At 58.6% G+C, this 22,774-nt stretch carries 17 protein-coding genes and 2 tRNA genes; 13 read left to right on the top strand and 6 right to left on the bottom strand.

The features are described 5' to 3' along the window. Nucleotides 1-55: 55 nt before the first annotated feature. Both H8709_RS08555 and glgB read left to right on the top strand, forming a co-directional pair. On the top strand, nt 56-2,437 hold the full coding sequence (locus H8709_RS08555; protein WP_262397961.1) for an endonuclease MutS2: 2,382 nt from the start codon (nt 56-58) through the stop codon (nt 2,435-2,437). Nucleotides 2,438-2,460: 23 nt separating this feature from the next. Then, on the top strand, nt 2,461-4,287 hold the full coding sequence (glgB, locus tag H8709_RS08560) for a 1,4-alpha-glucan branching protein GlgB (protein WP_262397962.1): 1,827 nt from the start codon (nt 2,461-2,463) through the stop codon (nt 4,285-4,287). A gap of 105 nt (nt 4,288-4,392) precedes the next feature. On the opposite strand, the gene trxA is transcribed toward glgB, so the two are convergent. Both trxA and pyrB read right to left on the bottom strand, forming a co-directional pair. Next, nucleotides 4,393-4,698, bottom strand: a complete 306-nt coding sequence (trxA, locus tag H8709_RS08565) for a thioredoxin (protein WP_316248754.1) — start codon at nt 4,696-4,698, stop codon at nt 4,393-4,395. A gap of 207 nt (nt 4,699-4,905) precedes the next feature. After that, nucleotides 4,906-5,970, bottom strand: coding sequence for an aspartate carbamoyltransferase (gene pyrB, locus H8709_RS08570; RefSeq protein WP_262397964.1), 1,065 nt, complete (start codon nt 5,968-5,970; stop codon nt 4,906-4,908). A 213-nt stretch (nt 5,971-6,183) separates the two neighbouring features. On the opposite strand from pyrB, the gene H8709_RS08575 reads away from it, so the two are divergent. The 3 genes from H8709_RS08575 to deoC all read left to right on the top strand — a co-directional run bounded on the left by H8709_RS08575 (nt 6,184) and on the right by deoC (nt 10,519). After that, nucleotides 6,184-6,257 (top strand) — tRNA-Gln (locus H8709_RS08575). Between the two features lie 207 nt (nt 6,258-6,464). Then, nucleotides 6,465-9,686: a UvrD-helicase domain-containing protein gene (locus tag H8709_RS08580; protein WP_262397965.1), complete on the top strand. Its 3,222-nt coding sequence runs from the start codon at nt 6,465-6,467 to the stop codon at nt 9,684-9,686. A 161-nt stretch (nt 9,687-9,847) separates the two neighbouring features. Then, on the top strand, nt 9,848-10,519 hold the full coding sequence (deoC, locus tag H8709_RS08585; protein WP_262397966.1) for a deoxyribose-phosphate aldolase: 672 nt from the start codon (nt 9,848-9,850) through the stop codon (nt 10,517-10,519). Between the two features lie 238 nt (nt 10,520-10,757). On the opposite strand, the gene H8709_RS08590 is transcribed toward deoC, so the two are convergent. Beyond that, nucleotides 10,758-10,834 (bottom strand) — tRNA-Val (locus H8709_RS08590). Nucleotides 10,835-11,024: 190 nt separating this feature from the next. Here H8709_RS08590 and H8709_RS08595 point away from each other — a divergent pair. The 8 genes from H8709_RS08595 (at nt 11,025) to H8709_RS08630 (ending at nt 19,633) form a co-directional block, all read left to right on the top strand. Continuing rightward, nucleotides 11,025-11,711 carry a response regulator transcription factor gene (locus H8709_RS08595; protein ID WP_262397967.1) on the top strand — a complete coding sequence of 229 codons (687 nt, stop codon included), beginning with the start codon at nt 11,025-11,027 and terminating at the stop codon, nt 11,709-11,711. Continuing rightward, entirely contained in the window at nt 11,711-12,712 is a 1,002-nt protein-coding gene (locus tag H8709_RS08600) for a sensor histidine kinase (protein WP_262397968.1), read from the top strand. The genes H8709_RS08595 and H8709_RS08600 overlap by 1 nt, the downstream gene beginning before the upstream one ends. A gap of 242 nt (nt 12,713-12,954) precedes the next feature. After that, nucleotides 12,955-13,638: an ABC transporter ATP-binding protein gene (locus tag H8709_RS08605; RefSeq protein WP_262397969.1), complete on the top strand. Its 684-nt coding sequence runs from the start codon at nt 12,955-12,957 to the stop codon at nt 13,636-13,638. Beyond that, complete coding sequence (locus tag H8709_RS08610) at nt 13,635-16,307, top strand: FtsX-like permease family protein (protein WP_262397970.1); 2,673 nt, start codon at nt 13,635-13,637, stop codon at nt 16,305-16,307. The genes H8709_RS08605 and H8709_RS08610 overlap by 4 nt, the downstream gene beginning before the upstream one ends. Nucleotides 16,308-16,498: 191 nt before the next feature. After that, nucleotides 16,499-17,041: a cysteine hydrolase family protein gene (locus tag H8709_RS08615; RefSeq protein WP_262397971.1), complete on the top strand. Its 543-nt coding sequence runs from the start codon at nt 16,499-16,501 to the stop codon at nt 17,039-17,041. Further along, entirely contained in the window at nt 17,038-18,480 is a 1,443-nt protein-coding gene (locus H8709_RS08620) for a nicotinate phosphoribosyltransferase (RefSeq protein ID WP_262397972.1), read from the top strand. The genes H8709_RS08615 and H8709_RS08620 overlap by 4 nt, the downstream gene beginning before the upstream one ends. A 120-nt stretch (nt 18,481-18,600) precedes the next feature. Then, nucleotides 18,601-19,257: an SGNH/GDSL hydrolase family protein gene (locus H8709_RS08625; RefSeq protein ID WP_262397973.1), complete on the top strand. Its 657-nt coding sequence runs from the start codon at nt 18,601-18,603 to the stop codon at nt 19,255-19,257. 4 nt (nt 19,258-19,261) lie between these two features. After that, the gene (locus H8709_RS08630) at nt 19,262-19,633 is read left to right on the top strand and encodes a hypothetical protein (RefSeq protein ID WP_262397974.1); all 372 of its coding nucleotides are present in this window, start codon (nt 19,262-19,264) and stop codon (nt 19,631-19,633) included. A gap of 54 nt (nt 19,634-19,687) precedes the next feature. On the opposite strand, the gene H8709_RS08635 is transcribed toward H8709_RS08630, so the two are convergent. From H8709_RS08635 to H8709_RS08645, 3 genes are all read right to left on the bottom strand, one after another. Continuing rightward, a complete protein-coding gene (locus H8709_RS08635) occupies nt 19,688-20,653 on the bottom strand; it encodes a carbohydrate kinase family protein (protein WP_262397975.1) in 966 nt (321 codons plus the stop codon). 148 nt (nt 20,654-20,801) lie between these two features. After that, nucleotides 20,802-21,749: a carbohydrate kinase family protein gene (locus H8709_RS08640; protein ID WP_262397976.1), complete on the bottom strand. Its 948-nt coding sequence runs from the start codon at nt 21,747-21,749 to the stop codon at nt 20,802-20,804. A gap of 34 nt (nt 21,750-21,783) precedes the next feature. Beyond that, the gene (locus H8709_RS08645; RefSeq protein ID WP_262397977.1) at nt 21,784-22,752 is read right to left on the bottom strand and encodes a carbohydrate kinase family protein; all 969 of its coding nucleotides are present in this window, start codon (nt 22,750-22,752) and stop codon (nt 21,784-21,786) included. Between the last annotated feature and the right edge of the window lie 22 nt (nt 22,753-22,774).

Consider the following 22,774-nt stretch of genomic DNA (forward strand, 5'->3'; position numbering starts at 1 on the left):
AACGTTTCCGGCGCGCCCAGCAGGCGCGCCCTTACAGATAAAGGAGTAACCATCTATGAACTTAGCGAGACATTTCAAAGTGCTGGAGCTTGACAAGGTCCTCTCCATGCTGGCCGAGGAGACGAGCTTCGACGACGCCAGGGAGAGGGCCCTTGCCATCGAACCATCCTTTGACTTCGAGCGGGTACAGCTGCTCATCCGCCGCACCTCCGATGCCCACAGCCTGACCGCACGCTACGGCTCCCCCACCATCCTGCACATCCAGAATGTGGCGGGCCCTTTGCGCCGCGCCCAGGTGGGGGCCTCCATCGGGCTTGGGGAGCTGCTACATATCGCGGAGGTGCTGCGCACCATCCGAGGGCTTTGCCAGTGGCGGCGCCAGTGCGAAAATATGGGAAGCGAGCTCTCTCAGCTTTTCTCCTGCCTTGTGCAGAACAGGGAGTTGGAGGACGCCATCACTTCCGCCATTCTCAGCGAGGAAACCCTCGCCGACACCGCCAGCCGGGATTTACAGGACATCCGCAGGAAAATTGTGAACGCGGGGCTCCACGCCCGGCATGTATTGGATAAAATTATCCATTCGTCCACCTACGCCAAATTTTTGCAGGAGCAGATCGTCACCATCCGGGACGGCCGGTTTGTGGTGCCGGTCAAAAGCGAGTTTAGAAACGAGGTCAAGGGCCTGGTCCACGACACCTCCGGCTCCGGCGCCACCCTCTTTATCGAGCCCATGAGCGTGGTGGAGGCCAACAACGAAATCAAGGTCCTCCGCGCCAAGGAGCAGACCGAGATCGACCGGATTATCGCCGCCCTCTCCGCCCAGGCGGGGGAGTTTGCCGACGAAATCATTGAAAGCTACGACGCCCTCATCGAGCTGGACATCATCTTCGCCAAGGCCCGGCTCGCCTACAAGATGAAGGCCAGCGTCCCGGTGGTGCGAAATGACGGGGTCGTCAACCTCATCAAGGCCCGCCATCCCCTCATTGACCCCAAGCACGTGGTTCCCACCGATATTTCCCTGGGCCGGGACTTTGACACCTTGGTCATCACCGGCCCCAACACTGGCGGCAAGACGGTGTCCTTAAAAACCCTGGGCCTTTTCTGTGCCATGGCCATGTGCGGCCTCCTCCTGCCCGCCTTTGACGGCAGCGAGGTCAGCGTCTTCGACCATGTGCTGGCGGACATTGGCGACGAGCAGAGCATCGAACAGAGCCTGTCCACCTTCTCCGCCCACATGACCAACATCGTGAAGATTCTGGACACCGCAGACGAAAACACCCTGGTGCTCTTAGACGAGCTGGGCGCGGGCACCGACCCGGTGGAGGGCGCGGCGTTGGCCGCGGCCATCCTGGAGCGGCTGCGGGAACGGGGCTGTAAAATCGCCGCCACCACCCACTATGCGGAACTGAAAATGTACGCCCTCAACACCCCCGGCGTGGAAAACGCCTGCTGTGAGTTCGACGTGGCGACGCTCAGCCCCACCTACCGGCTGCTCATTGGCATGCCGGGGCGCTCCAACGCCTTTGCCATCTCCCAGCGCCTGGGCCTCGGCCAGGACATCGTGGACCGGGCCAAGGAGCTGATGAGCGGGGAGCACATCCGGTTTGAGGACGTGGTGTCCGATCTGGAAAAATCCCGCCAGGAGCTGGAAGGGGAGCGGGACGAGGCCAGACGTCTGCGCATGGAGCTGGAAATGCGCCGGCGGGACATGGAAAAAGAGAAGGCGAATCTGGAAAAACAAAAGGATTTAGAGATCGAGCGGGCCCGCTCCCAGGCCAAGCGCCTGGTCGAGCAGGTCAAATACGACTCCCAGAAGCTCTTGGATGAAATTGAAGAAATTCGCAAGCAGAAGGAAAACGAAAACTACGCGGCCATGGCGGCCCGTGCCAAAAGCGAGCTCAAGGCCAAGCTGGAACGGCTGGAGGACGCCTCCAATCCGGTGGTGGCAAAGTCCAACGAGGGCTACCGCCTGCCGCGCAAGCTCAAACAGGGGGACGAGGTCCTCATTGTGGACATCGACAAGCGGGGCACGGTCATCGCGCCGCCGGACGGCGAGTTTGTCCAGGTACAGGCGGGCATTGTCAAGACCAAAGTCCATCTGAAAAACCTGCGGCTCATCGAAAACCAGCCCAAGAAGCCCGTTTTCTCCTCCACCCGCAATGTGAGGACCAATACGAAGAAAATGAATATGTCGGTCAAAACGGAGATCGACCTGCGGGGCATGATGGTGGAGGAAGCGCTCATGGAGCTGGACCTCTTCATTGACAGCTCCGTCATGGCGGATCTGGGCACCATCACCATTATCCACGGCAAGGGGACGGGGGCGTTGCGCAGCGCGGTGCAGACCCATCTCAAAAAGCATCCGAGCGTCAAGGACTTCCGTCTGGGGGTCTATGGGGAAGGGGAGAGCGGCGTCACCATCGCCAATCTCAAATAGCGGACATAAAAGGGGGCATCATCATGGCACTCGATTCTTTCGCCTTGTCGACCTACTTACACGGCGCGTCCCAGACCGGCTATGAAATATTCGGCGCCCATCTCTGCCGGGAGGATGGGCAGGAGGGCGCGCGTTTTACCGTCTACGCGCCAAACGCGGCCCGGGTGGAGCTCATCGGCGCCTTCAACGACTGGAACGGCTGGGGGATGAAACGGGAAGGGAGCGGCGTTTGGAGCGCGTTCGTCGGTGGGGCCAAGGCGGGAGACCTCTATAAATACCGCATCACCACGGCCGACGGAGAAGTCTACGACCGGGCGGACCCCTTCGCCTTTTCCTGCGAGCGCCGGCCCAATACGGCCTCCATCGTCTGCGGGATGGAGGGCTTTTCCTGGGGCGACGGGGCGTGGATGGAAAAGCGGGAGAAAAACTACAACGCGCCTCTGAACATCTACGAAGTCCACGCCGGGTCCTGGAAGCAAAAAAACGCTTTGGAGGACGGGCGGTTCCTAAACTATGAGGAACTGGCGGCAGAGCTCATCCCCTATGTGCGGGAGATGGGATACACCCACATCGAGCTTATGCCCCTCACCGAATATCCCTTCGACGGATCCTGGGGCTATCAGGTCACTGGCTACTTTGCGCCCACCAGCCGCTACGGGACCCCGGAACAGCTCATGCGCCTCATCGACGCCTGCCACCAGGCGGGTATCGGCGTCATCTTAGACTTTGTGCCGCTTCACTTTGTGCGGGACTTTTTCGCCCTGCACCTGTTTGACGGCGGCTTCCTCTACGAGAGCGATTTTGAGGACAGGCGGTACAGCCAGTGGGGGACGGCCCTCTTTGATTTTACCAAGCCCCACGTCCTCAGCTTTCTCATGTCGTCCATCGACTTCTGGCTCTCCCGCTACCACTTTGATGGGGTGCGCTACGACGCGGTGTCCAACCTCCTCTACCACGACGGCGACCCGGGCAGAGGCGTCAACGAGGCGGGGGTCTGGTTCCTGCGCAGCTGCAACTTCGCCATCAGCCAGCGCCATCCCACCGCCATGCTCATCGCCGAGGACTCCTCCGAGTGTCTGAAGGTGACGGCGCCGGTGGTCTACGGCGGCATGGGCTTTGACTACAAATGGAGCCTGGGCTGGATGCACGACACCCTGGATTACTTCGCCCTGCCGCCCTTGGATAGGGAGCGGCACCGGGGCAAGTTTGTCCACTCCATGAGTTACTTTTATCAGGACATCTTTATCCTGCCCTTCTCCCACGACGAGGTGGTCCACGGCAAGCGGACCATCATCGACAAGCTCTACGGCGATTACGGCCAGAAGTTCGATCAGCTGCGGTGCCTCTACCTCTACATGATGACCCACCCAGGGAAAAAGCTCAACTTCATGGGCAACGAGCTGGCGGAATTTAAGGAGTGGGACGAGGATCAGGAGCTGGGATGGAACCTGCTGACCTACCCCGCCCATGACGCGTTCTGGCGCTATTTCAGGCGTCTGCAGCACCTGTACCGGGAGGAAAAGACCCTCTTCCAGGAGGACTATAACGCCATGGGGTTTCGCTGGGTGGACCAAGGGGAGCGGTATCCCGCCCTCTTTGCCTATGAGCGCAGCACCTTGGACGAAAAAATTTACGTGGTCCTCAACCTCTCCGACCGGCCAGCCCACAACTATATGCTGGGTGTGGGGCGTCCGGGGGAATACGAAGTGCTCCTCGACACGGCGGAGCCTCAGTACGGCGGAAAGGGCAGCATGGAAAAGGTCCTCCGCACCAAGGAGCGGGGTCCCATCCAGTGCGGCGTAGACCTGATGATGCAGCCATTTTCCGGGTGTATGATCAAAGCGAAATGATATTGTCCCGCAGGCGGTGGCTAAAGACCGACTGGTGGGGAAAAGACCTATAGACAGAAAAAAGGCTTCACGCGAAAATGCGTGAAGCCTTTTGCATGGGTGCCGTTAATCTTCCAGCATGTGGAGGATGTCCTCTTTGGTCTGAACGCCCACGAGCCGGGCCGCTTCCTTGCCGCTGCGGAACAGGACAATGGTGGGGATACTCATAACCGAGTAGCGGGAGGCCAAATCCATCTCTTCGTCGATGTTGACTTTGCCCACAATGACGTTGGGACCAGCTTCCGCCGCCGCTTCCTCCAGAATGGGGGCCAGCATCCGGCAGGGCGCGCACCAGGGCGCCCAAAAGTCCACGATCACCGGATGGGAGCTGAGCAGGACTTCCTTTTCAAAATTGTCTTTATCAAAATGCATGACACTCACAGTGAAAACCTCCTTGTAAGTAAAGAACCATCGCAACAGTATCTATTATACATCAACATCCGCCATTTTTGCAATATTTCATGCAGTTTACTTTCTCATCCGCCGAAAAATGCCCGGATTCTACGAAAAAAGCGACCGTCAACCGGCCGCTTTCCATTTCTATTCAATTCGTACCCCTAAACCCGAGAAGGTAACGGGTCAGATCAGGGTACGGCCGTCGCAGTAGTCGCAGATGAGCATGTCGCCGCAATCTGTAAAGGTGCTGGGCAGGTAGCGCTCCTGCTGGGTGACACAGCGGGGGTTCTGGCATTTGGCCCGATAGGATTTCCCGAACTGGACGGGGTAGTGGTTTTTTTCGTCAAGCATATGGATGATGAGGGACATCCGGGCGTACATGCCGTAGATGGCCTGGTCGAAGTAGATGGCCCGGCGGTCGTCGTCCACCTCCGGTTCGATTTCGTCCACCCGGGGCAGGGGATGGAGGACTTTGAGCTCCTTGCGCCCGAGGGCCATCTTTCGCTTGTCCAGGACATAGACGTTTTTCTGCCGCTCATATTCCTCGGGGGAAGAAAATCTCTCCCGCTGGATGCGGGTCATGTAGAGCACGTCCAACAGCGGCATGGCCTCCTCTAATGTGGTGAGCTCTGTATAAGGACAGCCCGAAGCGTCCATAATATCTTTGATGTACTGGGGCACGGTCAGTTCCGGCGTGGAAATGAGCACAAACTTGGATCGGAAATGACACATTGTTTTGATCAGAGAATGGACGGTTCGTCCGTTTTTGAGGTCCCCGCACATCCCAATGGTCAGCCCGTGGAGATCCCCCTTGACTTCCATCAGTGTCGTCAAGTCGGTCAGCGTCTGGGTGGGGTGGAGATGTCCGCCGTCCCCCGCGTTAATGATGGGGCAATTGGAATAGAGGGACGCGGCCTTGGCAAAGCCCTCCTGGGGGTTGCGCACGGCGATGATGTCGGCGTAGCCGCTGACGATTTTGATGGTGTCCTTCAGGTTTTCCCCTTTGGCCACCGAGGAGTTGAGGGGATTGTCAAAACCGATGGTCTGGCCGCCCAAACGGAGCATGGCCGTTTGAAAAGACATCTGGGTGCGGGTGGAAGGCTCATAAAAAAGAGTGGCAAGAATCTTATTCTGACATGCGCCAAAATAATCACCCGGCCGCTCTCTGATTTCATGAGCAAGTTGTAGGATACTGTGCAGATCACTGAGGGAAAGATCGTCAAGATCGATAAGATGTCTGGACAACATAAGTTCGATGACCTCCTGTGGACAAAATGACCCCTTACGGCATTTCTTCTTATTTTAGCAAGGAATAAGGGAGAATACAAGGACTCTCGACAAAAAAATCCGGCCGGCGGGGGGCAGGTAAATGCAGGGGAAGAACCAGGAAAATTTTTTTATTTTCCCCCTTGACATTTGAGATGTGAATCTCTATAATATTAAATGTTGCTGATGCGATATTGCCCGATTGTGTAAGGGTAGCACGACAGACTCTGACTCTGTTTGTCTGGGTTCAAATCCTAGTCGGGCAGCCACCTAAACATCCGATGAATGGCTAAAAGCTGTTTCACCGGATGTTTTTCTTATTCTATGGCCCCAACTCGTGCCCAAAGCCGGGAATGTTTCCCCGCTCTCTATGGCTTTTCCTGGGAAAACGGGGGAGGAAAGCGGTCGGAGTACATTGCGCAGGGGAAAAGAAACCGGTATAATGGGACTATCTTGAGGGGAGCAGGTGACAGATTATGACCATTGCCGATTTGCATATCCATTCCCGCTACTCCCGGGCCACCAGCCGGGATTGCGTTCCCGAGCAGCTGGATTTTTGGGCCCGGCGCAAGGGCATCGATCTTCTGGGTACAGGGGATTTCACCCATCCTGCCTGGCGGGAGGAACTGCGGGAGAAGCTCGTCCCCGCCGGGGAGGGGCTCTACCGGCTCAAGGAGGAAGCGGTTCTCCCCGACGCGCCCGCTGGGGAAAAGGGAGGCCCTCAGTTTGTCATCACCGGGGAAATCAGCTCCATCTATAAGAAAAACGGGCGGACCCGCAAGGTCCACAGCCTGATATTGCTCCCCAGCCTGGAGGCGGCGGACGCCCTCTCCCACCGGCTGGAGGCCATCGGCAACATCCATTCGGACGGACGACCCATCCTGGGGCTCGACTGCCGGGACCTGCTGGAAATTACGCTGGAAGCCTGTCCCGAGGCCCTCTTCATTCCCGCCCACATCTGGACGCCCCACTTTTCCCTCTTTGGGGCCTTCTCCGGCTTTGACAGCATCGAGGAGTGTTTCGAGGACCTGACGCCCTATATCCGGGCGCTGGAAACGGGGCTCTCCTCCGACCCCGCCATGAACTGGCAGATTTCCGCCCTGGACGGCTATACCCTCGTCTCCAACTCCGACGCCCATTCCCCGGCCAAGCTGGGGAGGGAGGCCAATCTGCTCGACATCCCCCTCACCTATCCCGACCTCAAAAGGGCCGTGGAGACGGGGGAGGGCTTTGCGGGCACCATCGAGTTTTTCCCGGAGGAGGGGAAATATCACTACGACGGCCACCGTGGATGCGGGGTCTGTTTAGAGCCCGCCGAAACCGACCGGCTGGAGGGAAAATGCCCGGTGTGCGGCAGGAAGATCACGGTGGGGGTCCAGCACCGGGTGGACCAGCTCTCCGACCGGGAGGCGGGGTACCGGCCCAAAGGCGCCAAGGACTATGAAAGCCTGGTGCCGCTGCCCGAAGTCATCGCGGCCTGCTGCGGGTTCTCGGCAACAAGCGTCAAGGTCCGGGACCGGTATGAAGCCATGCTCCGGGACTTAGGGAACGAATTTGCCATCCTGCGGGAGATCTCCGTCACAGACATCGAGAGGGCGGCGGGACCGGCCATCGCCGAGGGCATTCGCCGTCTTCGGGCGGGCAAAGTTAGCCGCAGCCCCGGCTTTGACGGGGAGTACGGCACCATCGCCCTGTTAAGCCCCGAGGAACGGGACATTTACAGCGGACAAATCTCCCTCTTCGGCGCTTCCGGCCCGGCGGCCCCGGGTGGGAAGCGGAAGCGGGCGGGCCGAAACGACGCGGGGAAAAGCGGGAAAACAAAGGGAGAAGAAACCTCCCAGCCGCCCGCCGGGCTCCTGGAAGGGCTCAACGAAGAACAATTGGCGGCCGTGACAGCCTCCGACCCCGCAGTGGCGGTCATCGCGGGGCCTGGTACGGGCAAGACCAAAACGCTGGTCTCCCGCATCGCTTACCTCGTGCAGGAGCGGGGGGTGAAACCCTCCGAGATCACCGCCGTCACTTTTACCAATAAAGCGGCCGCCGAGATGCTCGAACGGCTGGAAATCCAGTTTGGAGACAAGCGGAAGGTGGGCCGCATGCAAATCGGCACTTTCCACTCCCTCTGTCTGCACCTGCTTGACGGGGACGGCGCGCCCGTGGCGCTGCTCGACGAGAGCGCGGCGGAGGACCTGGCCGCCCAGGTCCTCCGGGAGGAAGGGCTGCGCCTCTCTCCGCGCAAATTCCTTGAGGAGGTGTCCCGCCGCAAAGCGGGGGTGGAGGACAGTCTCCCGGCAGGGGCGCTGGAACGCTATCGGGAGCTGACGGCCCAGGCGGGGGCGCTGGACTTTGACGACCTACTCATCCAAGCGCTGGAACAGAAGCTCCCCCAAAAGAAGGCGAAGGCCTTTTCCTATCTGCTGGTGGATGAATTTCAGGACGTGAGCCCTTTGCAGTATGAGCTGGTGCGCGCCTGGAACGCGGGGGGAAAGAGCCTCTTTGTCATCGGCGACCCGGACCAGTCCATCTACGGCTTCCGGGGGGCGGACGCCCGCTGCTTTGCGCGGCTGGCGGATGACATGCCGGGGCTTCGCACCATCCATCTCAAAACAAACTACCGCTCCACGCCGCCCATCATCTCCTGCGCCCTGGCGGCCATCGCCGGGGAGGACGGGAAGGAGCGCCCCCTCACGCCCCACCGGACGGACGGCGCACCGGTGCGCCTCGTCACGGCGGAGAGCGCCCTAGCCGAGGGCATCTTTGTGGCCAAGGAAATCGGGAGGATGGTGGGCGGCGTGGACATGCTGGAAGCCCAGGCATCATCCGGGCGGGGAGAGGGCGGGCCGGTGCGCTCCTTTGACGACATCGCGGTGCTCTACCGCACCCACCACGAGGCGAGGCTCCTGGAAAAGTGCCTGCGCCAAGAGAGCATCCCCTATGTCGTCCACGGCCGGGAGGACTTTCTCACCGACGAGAAGGTGCGGGGGACGGCGGCGTTTTTCCGCGCGCTTTTGCGGCCCGGCGACGGCCTCTCCCTCCAACAAAGCCTCAGCCTCCTTTGGAACTGTCCCGCGGACTTGGCCCAGAGCGCGGGGGCGTGGTGGAAAGAGCATGGCCAGGGGATGGAGGAAGGCATCGACGCCCTGCTGGCGGCTTTTGAAAACGCTGGACATCTGCGGCAGTGGGGGGCTCTCACCCGGGAATTTTTCCCCCGGTGCGCCAAGGAAAGCCCCTACAAGCTCCTGGAGGATTTCCGTTTGGCCTGTGGTCTCAACGATCATCCGCCACTGGAAAAGCTCACGCACATGGCGGTTTTTGATAAAAAGATGACGGAGTTTTTGGACAATTTGGCCCTGGGGACGGAGGGGGATCTCAGACGGGCGGCGCAAAAATCCTACCAAAGCGGCGCGGTGCGGCTAATGACCCTCCATGGGGCCAAGGGCCTGGAATTTCCGGTGGTATTCCTTTGGGGGGTGAATAAAGGCTCTCTGCCTCTCGTTTCCTCCCGCCACCCCACCGACCCCGCGGAGGAGCGGCGACTCTTTTACGTGGGCCTCACCCGGGCCAAGGAGGAGTTAATTATAATGACCTCTTCCGAGCCCTCCCCGTTCCTTGCCGCGCTGCCCCGGGAGCATCTGCAAGCATCCATGACCCATGTCAGAAAAGCGCAGGAAGCAAAGCAGATGAGCCTGTTTGACTGACATACATCGGCAAAACGGGACTGTTTCGGCAAGATAAGCCTTGTTTCGCTTATCGACAATGGGGATTTGACATGATAAAATAACATAGAAGGCGCTCTCCCCATGGAACAGTGGGGAGATCAGTTCCGGGAGCATTAGCCCCACAGAAAAGGAGATAGAAGATGGACATTCAAAAAATCTTATCGATGGTGGACCACACCCTGCTTTCGCAGACGGCCACCCGCCAGGAAATATTCGCGCTGTGCGACGACGGCATCCGCTATCACACGGCAAGCGTTTGCATCCCGCCTTGTTATGTCAAGGACGCCAAGGAATATGTGGCGGGCAAACTCGCCATCTGTACCGTCATTGGGTTCCCCAACGGCTATATGACGACAGCCGCCAAGGTTGCGGAGACTAAGGACGCGGTGCAAAACGGCGCCGATGAGATTGACATGGTCATCAATATCGGTATGCTCCGGGACCGCCGCTATGATGAGGTTCTGGCTGAAATCCGGGCCATCAAGGAAGCCTGCGGCGGAAGGCTCCTCAAGGTCATCATCGAGACCTGCCTGCTCACTGAGGAGGAAAAGATCAAGATGTGCGAGATCGTCACCGCTGCGGGGGCCGATTATATCAAGACCTCCACCGGATTTTCCACCGGCGGCGCTACCCGGGAGGATGTGGCTCTCTTTAAGGCTCATGTGGGGCCGGAGGTGAAGATCAAGGCGGCCGGCGGCATCGCCAGCCTCCAAGACGCCCAGGACTTCGTCGAGTTGGGAGCCAGCCGCCTGGGGACCAGCCGGGTGGTCAAGATCGTCAAGCAGGAGGAGAGCGCGCCGGACACCTATTGATACCACGGTTAAATCAAACAAGCCGCTTCAAACGAAGCGGCTGTTTTTGTGTGTGATAGCGAAAACAGATGCGCCGGCATATCGCTGCCGATCGGCTGATGGGATCACTTTGTCAGCCGCGGGCGCGCAGCTTTCGATCAAGGAAAAGCGCCAAGAGAAGGCATGCAGGATACGACCACTCGTAGACGCCGTTAAATAAAAAAACAACCCGTCCATTTGAACGGGTTGTTTTTTTATTTGGTGGAGACAGGGGGACTCGAACCCTCGACTTCTTGCGTGTGAAGCAAGCACTCTAACCAGCTGAGCTATGCCTCCGAATGCAAAAAATATTATAGCAGATTTTGGGATGGTTGTCCACCCCTTTTTTCTAAGGGAGGGGGAGAAAAGACACAAGCGTCCCGGATAACGGAAGGGAACTCTCTCGATTATGACAAATTAGTCATGCAAACACCGCCGGGATACAGTATAATAAGGACAGTATTTTCGGGGAAGGAAGGCAAACGCCATGCGTATTCTGCTTGTGGAAGACGACCGGATCATTGCGTCCGGTTTAGAATATTCGCTGACGGAGGAAGGCTATGAAACCGTGGTCTGCGGCAATGTCCGCTCGGCCAAAGAGAAAATAGAAAATGAGCGATTTGATCTGTGCCTGTTGGATCTGACGTTGCCCGACGGCAGCGGCTATGAGGTGTGCCGGCTGGTCAAAGAGCAGGGCGACATTCCGGTGGTCTTTCTTACCGCCTGCGACGACGAAGTCAATGTGGTCATGGGGCTGGACATGGGCGCCGACGACTATGTGACCAAGCCCTTCCGCATCCGGGAGCTGATGTCCCGCATCAAGTCGGTGCTGCGCCGGTACGGGAAGTCGGAGTCGGCCAAATCGGTGTTTGCCTTCGGTCCTGTCCGGTTGAACACCTTGGAGGCGAAGGTTTACAAAGACGACCGGGAGATCCCACTCACCGCGCTGGAATACCGGCTGCTGCTCACCTTTGCCGCCAATGAAGGGCAGGTGCTCTCCCGGGGGCAGCTGTTGGAGGGCATTTGGGACGTGGCCGGGGACTTTGTCAACGACAATACCCTCACCGTCTACATCAAACGGCTGCGGGACAAGCTGGAAGACAACCCGCAGGAGCCGGCGCTTATCAAGACCGTCCGGGGCCTGGGTTATAAGTTGGAGGGGGAAAAGACGTGATGCTGAGAAATCGAGAAATTGGCCGGTTTGTCCTGCTGTTTGTGTTCCTTGCCACCGCCGGGACGGCCATCGTGTGCACGATCAGTCCCGCCGCCGGCGCCGTAGCCGGTGGGATGGCGGCGGTCCTCTTACTGACGGCGCTGCTCTTCACCCGGTGGCGGTACCGGGAAATTTCCCGCCTGAGCGAGTATCTCCAAGGTATCTGCGCCGGCCAAGACTCCTTGGACATTCGGGACAGCGCCGAGGGGGAACTGAGCATCCTCAAAAGCGACATCTACAAGATGGCGCTGATGCTTACCGAGAAGACCCAGCTGCTCACCAAGGACAAACGGTACCTGGCCGAGGCGCTATCGGATATCTCCCACCAGCTCAAAACGCCCCTGACCTCCATGATGGTGATGACCGACCTGCTCAGCGAGCGGACCCTGACACCGGAAAAGCGGATGGAGTTTACCGACAATATCCGCACTCAGCTGGAGCGGATTGAATGGCTGGTCACCTCCCTGCTCAAACTATCCAAGATCGACGCGGGCGCCATCGAGTTTAAGGAGCAGCACGTCCAGGTCAAGGACCTCATCAACCGGATGATTTTCACCATGAGTATTCCGGTGGAATTGCGGGAAATTGAGCTCAAAACCAACGTACCGGAGGACGTTTATCTTGTCTGCGACCTGCACTGGACGGCGGAGGCCCTCATCAACATCTTCAAAAACTGTGTGGAGCACAGCCGACCCGGCGGCCACATCGGCGTGGACGCGGTGGAAAACCCCATCTACACCCAAATCCGCATCTGGGATGACGGGGAGGGCATCGACAAGGAGGATCTGCCCCATATCTTTGAACGGTTTTACCGGGGTAAAAACGCCAGCGACGAGAGCGTGGGAATCGGACTCGCCATGGCCAGGAGCATCTTCGTCTCCCAGCATGGCAATGTGCAGGTAAAAAGCCAGCCGGGGCTGGGGACCTGCTTTACCATCCGCATGTATAAACAGGTGATCTAACTGCTGCCGGACCGGAGAAGCCCTCGGTCCGGCAGAGCTCATTTGAGAGCGGGGCGGCCAATGCGTAAACAGCCTGTAGCCGCTCATGCGCATTCGCGTAATGCGCCCCGCCCCGACGCGCGAAAGGCGCGCAGGCTATTATTTCCTATTTCTTTGTGACAAAATTGTCACGGGAAAGTCACCGGAGTGTCATCCGCCCCTTTTATGATAGACTCATCATCCACCACAGGAGGAATTTTAGAATGGAAATACTCAAGATTCAAAACCTATCCAAAATCTACGGCACGGGTGAAACCGCGGTGCGTGCATTGGACGATGTGTCTTTTTCAGTGGAAAAGGGGGAGTTTGTCGCCATCATTGGACCCTCGGGTTCGGGCAAATCCACCCTCCTGCACATCCTGGGCGGCGTGGACCGGCCCACCAGCGGCAAGGTCTATGTGGACGGCACCGACATCTATCAGATGAACGAGACGGGGCTGGCGGTGTTCCGCCGCCGTCAGATCGGCCTCATTTATCAGTTTTATAACCTCATTCCGGTGCTCAACGTGGAGGAGAACATCACCCTCCCCCTTCTTTTGGATGAGCGGAAGGTGGATAAGCAACATATGCACAGCCTCCTGCAATCCTTGGGTCTCCAGGGGCGGCTCAAGCACCTGCCCAACCAGCTTTCCGGCGGCCAGCAGCAGCGGGTGAGCATCGGCCGGGCGCTCATCAATAACCCCGCCATCATCCTGGCCGACGAGCCCACCGGCAACCTGGACAGTAAAAACAGCGCCGAGATCATCTCCTTGCTCAAGATGTTCAATAAGCGCTTCAACCAGACCCTGATGATCATCACCCACGATGAGCGCATCGCCCTGCAGGCCGACCGGATTATCTCCATCGAGGATGGAAAAATCGCCAAGGACGAGGTGATTCGCAGATGAATATCGTCAATAAGCTGACTTTGCGCAACCTGCGCCTCAACCGCAAGCGGACGCTGGTCACCATCATCGGCGTCATCATTTCGGCGGCCATGATCACCGCCGTTTCCACCTTCGCCATCTCCTTCATGGACCTGATGCAGCGCTCGGTCATCGCCACCGACGGCGACTGGCATCTGCTGGTCCGGGACCTGCCTCAGGAGGAACTGGGGAAGATGGAGGAAAAGCTGGAGCCTAAGGACCAACTGCTTCTTTCCAAGGACGTCGGCTGGGCGGCTCTCACCCATTCCCCCGACCCACAGCACAAGCCCTATCTCATGGTCCGCAGCTACAACGCCCAGGGCTTTGAAAACTATAAAATTGAGCTGATCGAAGGGCGCATGCCCCAAAACGACAATGAAATTGTCATCACCGAGGACTTAAAAAGGGCAAGCCCTCTCTTCGGGGTGGGCAACACCCTCTCCGCCGATCTCGCCCGCCGGGTCATCCAATCGTCCCAGACCGACGAGAACGGAGACCCCATCGAATACGACGACCCGGGCATCTATGAGCCCTATTATCAAAACAGCGACCCAGGCGGCCAGAGGGAGCGTTTGGAGCCCATCGGCGTCCACAAAGACTACACCATCGTCGGCGTGGTCAAGGAGCCGGACTGGATTTATTCGAATTCCGCGGCCTATCTGGCGTTCACCGATTTAAACCCCGATTCCCTGGCCGCCGGGGAGACGCTCAACGCGGCGGTGCGCTTTTCAAAGATCGATAGCTCCATCTACGACAGAGGGATGGCCATCGGTAAGGCGGTGGATTTAGACGCCGAATTTCACAACGCACTGTTGGGCTACTACGGTGTCTTCGGCAACGACGGTATCCAGGACAGCCTTTACACGGTGGCGGGCATCGTCATCGTCATCATCATGGTGGGCTCCATCTCCCTCATCTATAACGCCTTCGCAATCTCGGTGTCCGAGCGCTCCCGCCAGTTAGGGATGCTGGCAAGTGTGGGCGCCACCAAGAAGCAGAAGCGGGGTTCCGTCTTCTTCGAGGGCGCGGTTATCGGCGCCATCAGTATCCCACTGGGCATTCTTTCGGGACTGGCGGGCATGGCGGTCACCTTCTTCTGCATCAATCCCATGCTCCAGAACCTCTTTAGCGGCAGCCAGAAACTGCTGGTGCGGGTCTCTTGGGCGTCCATCCTGGCGGCGGTCCTCTTCTCGGTGATCACCATCTTCATTTCCACCTGGATTCCCGCGCGCCGGGCCTCCAAAATCACCCCGGTGGAGGCCATCCGCCAGACCTACGATATCGACGTGAGGGGGAAGGATGTCAAAACCTCCAAGGTGACCCGGAAAATCTTTGGCTTTGAGGCGGAACTGGGACTGAAAAACCTCAAGCGCAACCGCCGCCGCTACAAGGCCACCATCTTTTCCCTTATCATCAGCGTGGTGCTGTTTTTGACGGTGGCCACCTTTACCGGCATCCTGCAAAAGGTCTACTCCTTCACCCAGGACGGCCCTAACTACGATATGCAGGTCTCCTGCTACTACGGGGACAAGAGCGACGTGTCCGTGTTTTTAGACCAGCTTTCCAAACAGGAGAAGATTGCTTCCTACTCCCAGTCGGATCTCCAGGACTATGTGACTTATCTGGATGAAAAACAGGCGGCCCCTTATGTCAAAAACACCATGGAAGCGGAGGATGACGGGAGCTACGCCTATGATGTCCACATGATTTCCTTGGACGACGCGAGCCTGGCCGCCTACGCCAAGGACTGCGGCGTCCCCCTGGAGGAACTGACCGATCCCAACCATCCCGCAGCCATCGTGGTGGGGACGATTCAGTACACCGATCAGGAGCAGGGGAAAAAGGTGGAGGAACGCATCCTGGTGGCAAACCCCGGGGAAACGCTGGGACTCAGCTTTGATGTGGCCGATTACAGCCAGATGACGGGGGAAGAATCCGTCGAGCCCCAGATGCAGCAGATTGGGGAAATCACCATCGCGGGACTGACCAATCAGCTGCCCATCGGCGCTTACAATACCGGCCGGACCACCTATTTGCAGGTCATCGTGTCCGAGTCTGTCTTCGACGCCGTCCGGGATATGGTGCCCGAACCGGTTCGGCCGGACCGGGTGACTATCGCCTTCATGAATAGCTCCGACCCCATGGGCCTCCAGGAGGACGTGGAGGAGCTTTCGGAGAAGACGAGTACGGCCGCCAATATCACAAACCTCTTTGAGCGGCGCCAGCAGGGCGAGAACCTCCAGCTCATCATCTCGGTGTTTGCCTACGGTTTCGTGGTGCTCATCGTGGCCATCTGCGTGGCCAACATCTTTAACACCATTTCCACCAGCATTTCCCTGCGCCGCCGGGAGTTCGCCATGCTCCAATCGGTGGGCATGACGCCCAAGGGCTTTAACAGGATGATCCGCTTTGAGAGCATCTTCTACGGCCTCAAAGCCCTCCTCTATGGCCTGCCCATCAGCGGTGCGGCCATCCTCGCCATGAACGCCGCTTTGACCAGCGGCTTCCGCCTGGATTTGATCATCCCCTGGTCGAGCGTCCTCATCGTTGTGGTGGGCGTCTTCCTGGTGGTGGGTATGACCATGCTCTATTCGGGGCGCAAGGTCAAAAAGGAAAACATCATCGACTCTCTCAAAATGGAAAATATCTAAGACAAAAGAAGGGCGGAGCCAGGGGCTCCGCCCTTCTTTTTTGATGCGCGGAAAAAGGAGGTTTCCCCGTGGTAACTCACTTGTCTTCGGGACAGAATAAGTGTATGATGATGATAATCAAAGGGGAGGAAGACCCCGCGAAAAAGCGCCCGGCAGGGCGCTACAAGACAAAGAAACCGGGAGGGGATACGATGAAAAAAGCGCTGATTGTGGTGGACTATCAAAACGACTTTGTCACAGGGAGCCTGGGCTTTTCGGGCGCCGAAAAGTTGGAAGGGCCCATCTGTGAAAAGATAGAGCAGTACCGGGGAGAGGGCGGGGACGTAATCTTCACCTTTGACACCCACGGGGAGGATTACAGCGTCACCCAGGAGGGGAGGAAGCTGCCGGTGCCCCACTGTCTTAAAGGAAGCGACGGCTGGGAGCTTTTTGGAAGGGTGGCCGCGTGCCGGGAGGCGGGGGACCGCTCCTTTGATAAGGCGACTTTCGGCTCCCTCGAACTGGCGGAATATGTCAGGGGAAAAGGCTACGACCGGATCGAGCTGTGCGGGCTTGTCTCCAACATCTGCGTCCTCTCCAACGCCGTCCTGTGCAAGGCCGCGCTGCCCGAGGCGGACATTGTGGTGGACGCCCGCTGCACGGCTTCCGGGAATGGGGAGCTCCATCAAAAGACCCTGGATGTGCTGGAAGGCGTCCAGGTCACCGTCCTGGGGCGGCAGGAGGAAACAAAATGAACAGGGAACAAAACTACACGCTGCTTTGCGACTTCTATGAGCTGACCATGGGAAACGGCTACCTGCTTTCGGGGATGGGGGACCGGGTGAGCTACTTTGACGTCTTTTTCCGCACGGTTCCCGACGGGGGCGGCTTTGCCATCGCCGCCGGGCTCGCCCAGGTCATCGACTACATCGAGCACCTTCATTTCGACGAGGAGGACATCGCGTTTCTCCGCTCCAAGGGCGTCTTTTCCGAGGAATTTCTCGACTATCTGCGCACGTTCCATTTTACCGGCGACATCTACGCCGTGCCCGAGGGGACGCCCATCTTCCCCCGGGAGCCGATTTTGACGGTGCGGGCCCCGGCCATCGAGGCCCAGTTTGTGGAGACCTTCCTTTTACTCAGCCTCAACCACCAGTCCCTGATTGCCACCAAGGCCAACCGGATTGTCCGGGCCGCCCAGGGACGGGCGGTCAGCGAGTTCGGCTCCCGCCGGGCCCAGGGGGCCGATGGCGCGGTGGAGGGCGCTCGGGCCGCCTATATCGCCGGGTGCGCGGGGAGCGCGTGCACCCTCTCCGACCAAAGGTACGGCGTGCCCGCCGGGGGCACCATGGCCCACTCCTGGGTCCAGATGTTCGACGACGAGTACACGGCCTTTCGGACCTACTGCGAAATTTATCCCCACAGCGCCACGCTGCTGGTGGACACCTACAACGTCCTCTCCTCGGGGGTTCCCAACGCCATCCGCGCCTTTAAGGAGGTGCTCTTACCCCAGGGCATCACCCAGTGCGCCATCCGCATCGACTCGGGGGATATCACCTATCTGAGCAAAAAGGCGCGCAGGATGCTCGACGACGCGGGGCTCACCGACTGCAAGATTGTGGCCTCCAACTCCTTAGACGAGACCATCATCCGGGACATCCTCCTCCAAGGGGCCAGGGTGGACTCCTTCGGCGTGGGGGAGCGCCTCATCACCTCCAAGAGCGATCCGGTCTTCGGCGGTGTCTACAAGCTCTCCGCCGTGGAGGATCGGGACGGGAACATCATTCCCAAGATCAAGATCAGCGAAAATGCGGCCAAGATCACCAACCCCCACTTCAAAAAGGTGTACCGTCTCTTTGACCGGGAGACGGGGAAGGCCGAGGCCGACCTCATCTGTGTCCACGACGAAACGGTGGATGACACAAAACCTTTGACCATCTTTGACCCGGACTATACCTGGAAGAAAAAGACCCTGCATAACTTCACGGCCAAGGAGCTGCTGGTCCCCATCTTCCAAGGGGGCAGACGGGTCTATGACTGCCCGCCCGTGGAGGAAATCCGGGCCTACTGCGCCGAACAGGTGGAGCGGCTCTGGGACGAGGTCAAGCGGTTTGAAAATCCTCACAACTACTATGTGGATCTCTCCCAAAAGCTGTGGGACATCAAGCACGACCTTTTGCAGCAAAAGGGTTAACTTTTATCACATTGTACAAAAATCGGGAGGCATCTTCTCTTTCCCTTTTTTCGCCGGGCGTTGAGCCGGGAGGAAAACTGTGCTAAAGTGGTAGGTAAGAAAAAAGGGGAGGTTCATCCTATGAAAGATATCCTTTGTTACGGCGATTCCAACACCTGGGGCTACCGTCCCATGGACAAGCAGCGCTATGACGTTCATACACGCTGGCCGGGCGTGCTGCGGGACCTGCTGGGGGCCGAATACCACGTGGTGGAGGAAGGCAACAACGGCCGCACCCCGGTGTGGGAAGACCCGGTCATGGAGGGCAAGGACGGCCTTGCCTATCTGGACCCTTGTTTGGCGAGCCACTACCCGCTGGACCTGGTGATTTTGATGCTGGGCACCAACGCGGCCAAGGGGCGTTTTAGCTGTAACGCCTGGGACATCGCCAAGGGCATGGAAACCCTGATCAAGCACGTCAAGAAGGCGGAGTGCGGGCCGGACGGCGGCATCCCCCAAATCTTGCTCATCGCGCCGCCCCTCGTGGGTTTTGTCCCGCCCGATCATCCGGGCACCCATGCGGGATTGGAGTTTGGCATGGAAGCGGTGGAGAAGAGTAAGCTCTTCGCCCCCTACTACCGGGAAATCGCCGAAGCAAACGGCGTCCATTTCCTGGACGCGGCCCTCTACTGCGAGCCGTCCAAGGAGGATGGGCTGCATCTCTACGCCGACAGCCACCGCCGTTTGGGAGAAGCTGTTTATAAAAAGGTGCTGGAAATCTTCGGGGAGAAGAAATAAAGAGGTGGTACTGGACGCGACGCCGCTGGCCGCTCTCGAACCGTTATTTTTCTTTCTCGGGCTTGTCGTGATTGAAATATTTTTATCCAAAAGGAAAAGCTGGCGCATTGGGCTTGTGCTGCCCATGGGATACCTGCTTTTGGCCGTCCTGTTTTCTCCATTTGTATGGTGGGATTTTAAAGAGATGCTGCCAGAGGCACTGCTGCTTCACCCCTTGTGGCTCTATTTATACCGCTATATGGCGGTGGGGCTTCTCCTGTGTGTGCTGACCCTGCCGTCGCGGGTCATGTTTGCCGTATATTTTCGCGGCCGGGCTATTCTCCAAAAAAGGGAGAAACTGTACGAAGAGACAGATCAGGAGCCGCCAGGTCCATAACAAAAAAAGAGCCGCTCACTACGAGCGGCTCTTTTGCTGTTTTTGTTAGGCATGTTATTCGAGCGGCAGCTTCTGGGTGGGATGGTCCTTGAGGAAGGCCACCGTCTCTTCCAGCGAGCGCACGCCCGAGTAGGTGCCGGCGCCTTGGATGCAGTAGGCGGAAACGGCGCTGCCAAGTTTGGCGGCCTCTTCCAGGTCCTTGCCCATGGCAAGACCCGTCAGGGTGCCGGTGCAGAAGGCGTCGCCCGCGCCTACGGTGTCTAAGACTTCCACGTTTTCACAGGGGGTGATGATGTAGGGCTCCTCGCCGTATTTGGCGATGACCACGCCCCGCTTGCCCCACTTGATGACGATGTCTTTCGAGCCCTTCTCCCGGAAGACGCGCAGCATTTCCCGGATGTCCTCGGTGCCGGTCATGTAGCGGCACTCGTCGTAGCTGGGCATGAACAGGTCGATATAGGGCAGGGCCTTTTCAATCTTCTCCATCCATTTGCCCTGCAAATCCCACATGACGTCCAGGACGGTGAACTTGCCCTTTTCCTGGCACGCTTTGAGGAATTCATTGCACTCGTAGTCGAATTTGCCCAGCATCATGTGGCCGGTGACAAAGACGATGTCGCTTTCGTCGATCATCTGGGCCGGGATGTCCGCGCTGCGGAAGGCGTAGGCGGAGCTCGGGCAGAGGACGGCGTAGCGGTCGTTGACCTGGGTGTTGATGTAGACGATGGAAACGGTGGTGTCCACCGACGGGTCCATGGCGGCGTACTGGGTGTCCACGCCGTGATTTTTTAGCTCCTGGATGACAAAATGCCCCAGCGGGTCGTCCCCCAGATGACAGCAAAGGGAGATGTCCTTTCCCACGCCCAGGCGGCAGAAGTCGATGGAGCTGTTGGCGGCGTTGCCGCCCACGAACTGCTTGATGGAATCGGTGGGGAAGATGGACCCCATCTCGGGATAATCGTTGACGGGGGAAGCCACAATATCGACACAGGCAAGACCGATGACGGCAATTTTTTTCATGGGGAAGAACCTTCTTTCTATCAGATTGTGCCGCACGCAGAGCGCGACGCGGCCTTCCTTTTTACACGCGGGCATTTTCCAGCGCACACAGCCGCAGCCGGCGCAAGGCCGTGAGACGGCCGGACGCCGTCTTTTTCAGACCAGGCGCTTATTTTACCTTTTTCATGGCGTCCAGGATTTCCTCCATGGGCCGGATGCCGTTGTAGGTGCCCTGGGCCCGAATGCAGTAGGAGGCCACCGCCTGGCCGAAGGCCACGGCGTCATGGAGGTTCATGCCGGTGGCGAGACCCGCCAGGGTCCCCGCGCAGGAGGAGTCGCCCGCGCCGATGACGTCCACGATGTCCTCGGGGTCACAGGGGAAGATGGGCACATAGTAGGGGCCATCGTCCCCCTCTTTGACAATGGCGCCCTGTTTGCCCAGTTTGACCACCACGTTTTTGGGCCCCAGCGCGTGGAGCTTTTCCACCATCTTTTCGGGCTCGGTCTCCCCGATGATCTGGACCACCTCGTCGTAGCTGGGCATAAAGAGGTCCAAGTAGGGCAAAGCGTCGGCCACCTTGGGCATCCAGACGCCCTCAAAGTCCCACATGACGTCCATGGCCACAAATTTGCCCAGGTCGTGGGCCTTTTTGACAAATTCGCCGCAGTGTTTACCGTCGAATTTTTTGAGCTGGCACATGCCCGCCATAAAGATGATGTCGCTCTCAGCGAGAATCTCGTCGGAGATGTCTTCGGTGTCAAAGTTGTCGTTGGATTCGGAGGTGGTCAGGCACCGGCGCTCCTTTTCCACCGGGTCGAGACAGACGATGGTGACGGCGCTGTCCACTTGTGGGTCCAGGGTGACGCTTTGGGTGTTGACGCCGTGCTTTGTGAGCTCGCCCATGACAAACTGGCCGAAGATGTCGTCCCCCAGCCGGCAGGAGAGACGGGCGGGAAGGCCCAATTTAGCCAGGTCCAGCGCCGCGTTGGCCGCGCATCCACCGACGAACATCCGGATTTTATCCACGTGGTAGACGGTGTTGAGGGGCGGCAATCCGGTAACCGGGGTGGTGATGACGTCGATGGCAGTCATGCCGACACAAGCAATTTTTTTCATTCGATTCGACTCCTTTTCAGTGTTGCTGTAGGGGTTAATCCATATAGGCGCTGTACGGGCGCATGTCTCCGGAATTCATGGCGTAAAACACCTGTTCCAGGGACTGTACGCCGGCGTAGGTGCCGTAATCCTGGATACAGAAGGCGGAAACCGCCTGTCCCAGGCTGGTGGCGTCGGAAAGCTTCATGCCCTTGGCAAGCCCCGTCAGGGTTCCCGCGCAGAAGGCGTCTCCGGCCCCGGTGGTGTCGATGATATTCGGGACATCCCAGGCGGGCATGCGGTAGGGCTCCTCGTCCCCTTCCATGACGATGATGCCGTGGCGGCCCAGCTTGATGATGACGTTTTGCGGGCCAAGGGTGCGCAGCATCTTGATCATCTCATAGGGATCAGTTTTGTGGATCATCTTTTCCACCTCGTCAAAGCTTGGCATAAACAGATCCACATAGGGGAGGGATTCCTGGATCTTGGGAAGCCACACATCGTCGAGATCCCAGAGCACGTCCATGGCCACGAATTTGCCCAGGTCGTGGACACGCTTGGCAAACTGGGCCAGTTGATCGCCGTCAAAGGCTTTGAGCTGGCAGACGCCGGTGAGGAAGATGATGTCCGAGGCGGCGATCAGTTCGTCGGAGATGTCCTCTGTGGTAAAAAAGTCGTTGGACTGGGTGGAGAGCAGGCACCGCCGGTTTTTTTCCACCGGGTCCAGACAGACGATGGAGGTGGAAGTTTCCGCGTTCTCGTCGATGGTGACGCTCTGGGTGTTGACGCCGTAGCGGTCGAACTCACTGTGGACAAAACGGCCGAGGCTGTCCCCGCCAATGCGGCAGGAAAGCCGCACAGGGACGCCCAACTTGGCCAAATCCAGCGCGGAGTTGGCCGCGTTGCCGCCGACATACATTTTGGTGGTTTCCACCCGTTTGCACTGGCCGATGGGGGGCAGCGCAGGGGCGGGACTGGTGATGATATCCACGGCCACCATGCCGATACAGGCGATCTTTTTCATAGGACAAAGCCTCCTCGCAAGC

This window comes from Zongyangia hominis, from assembly GCF_014385095.1.
Classification (GTDB): Bacteria; Bacillota; Clostridia; order Oscillospirales; family Ruminococcaceae; genus Zongyangia; species Zongyangia hominis.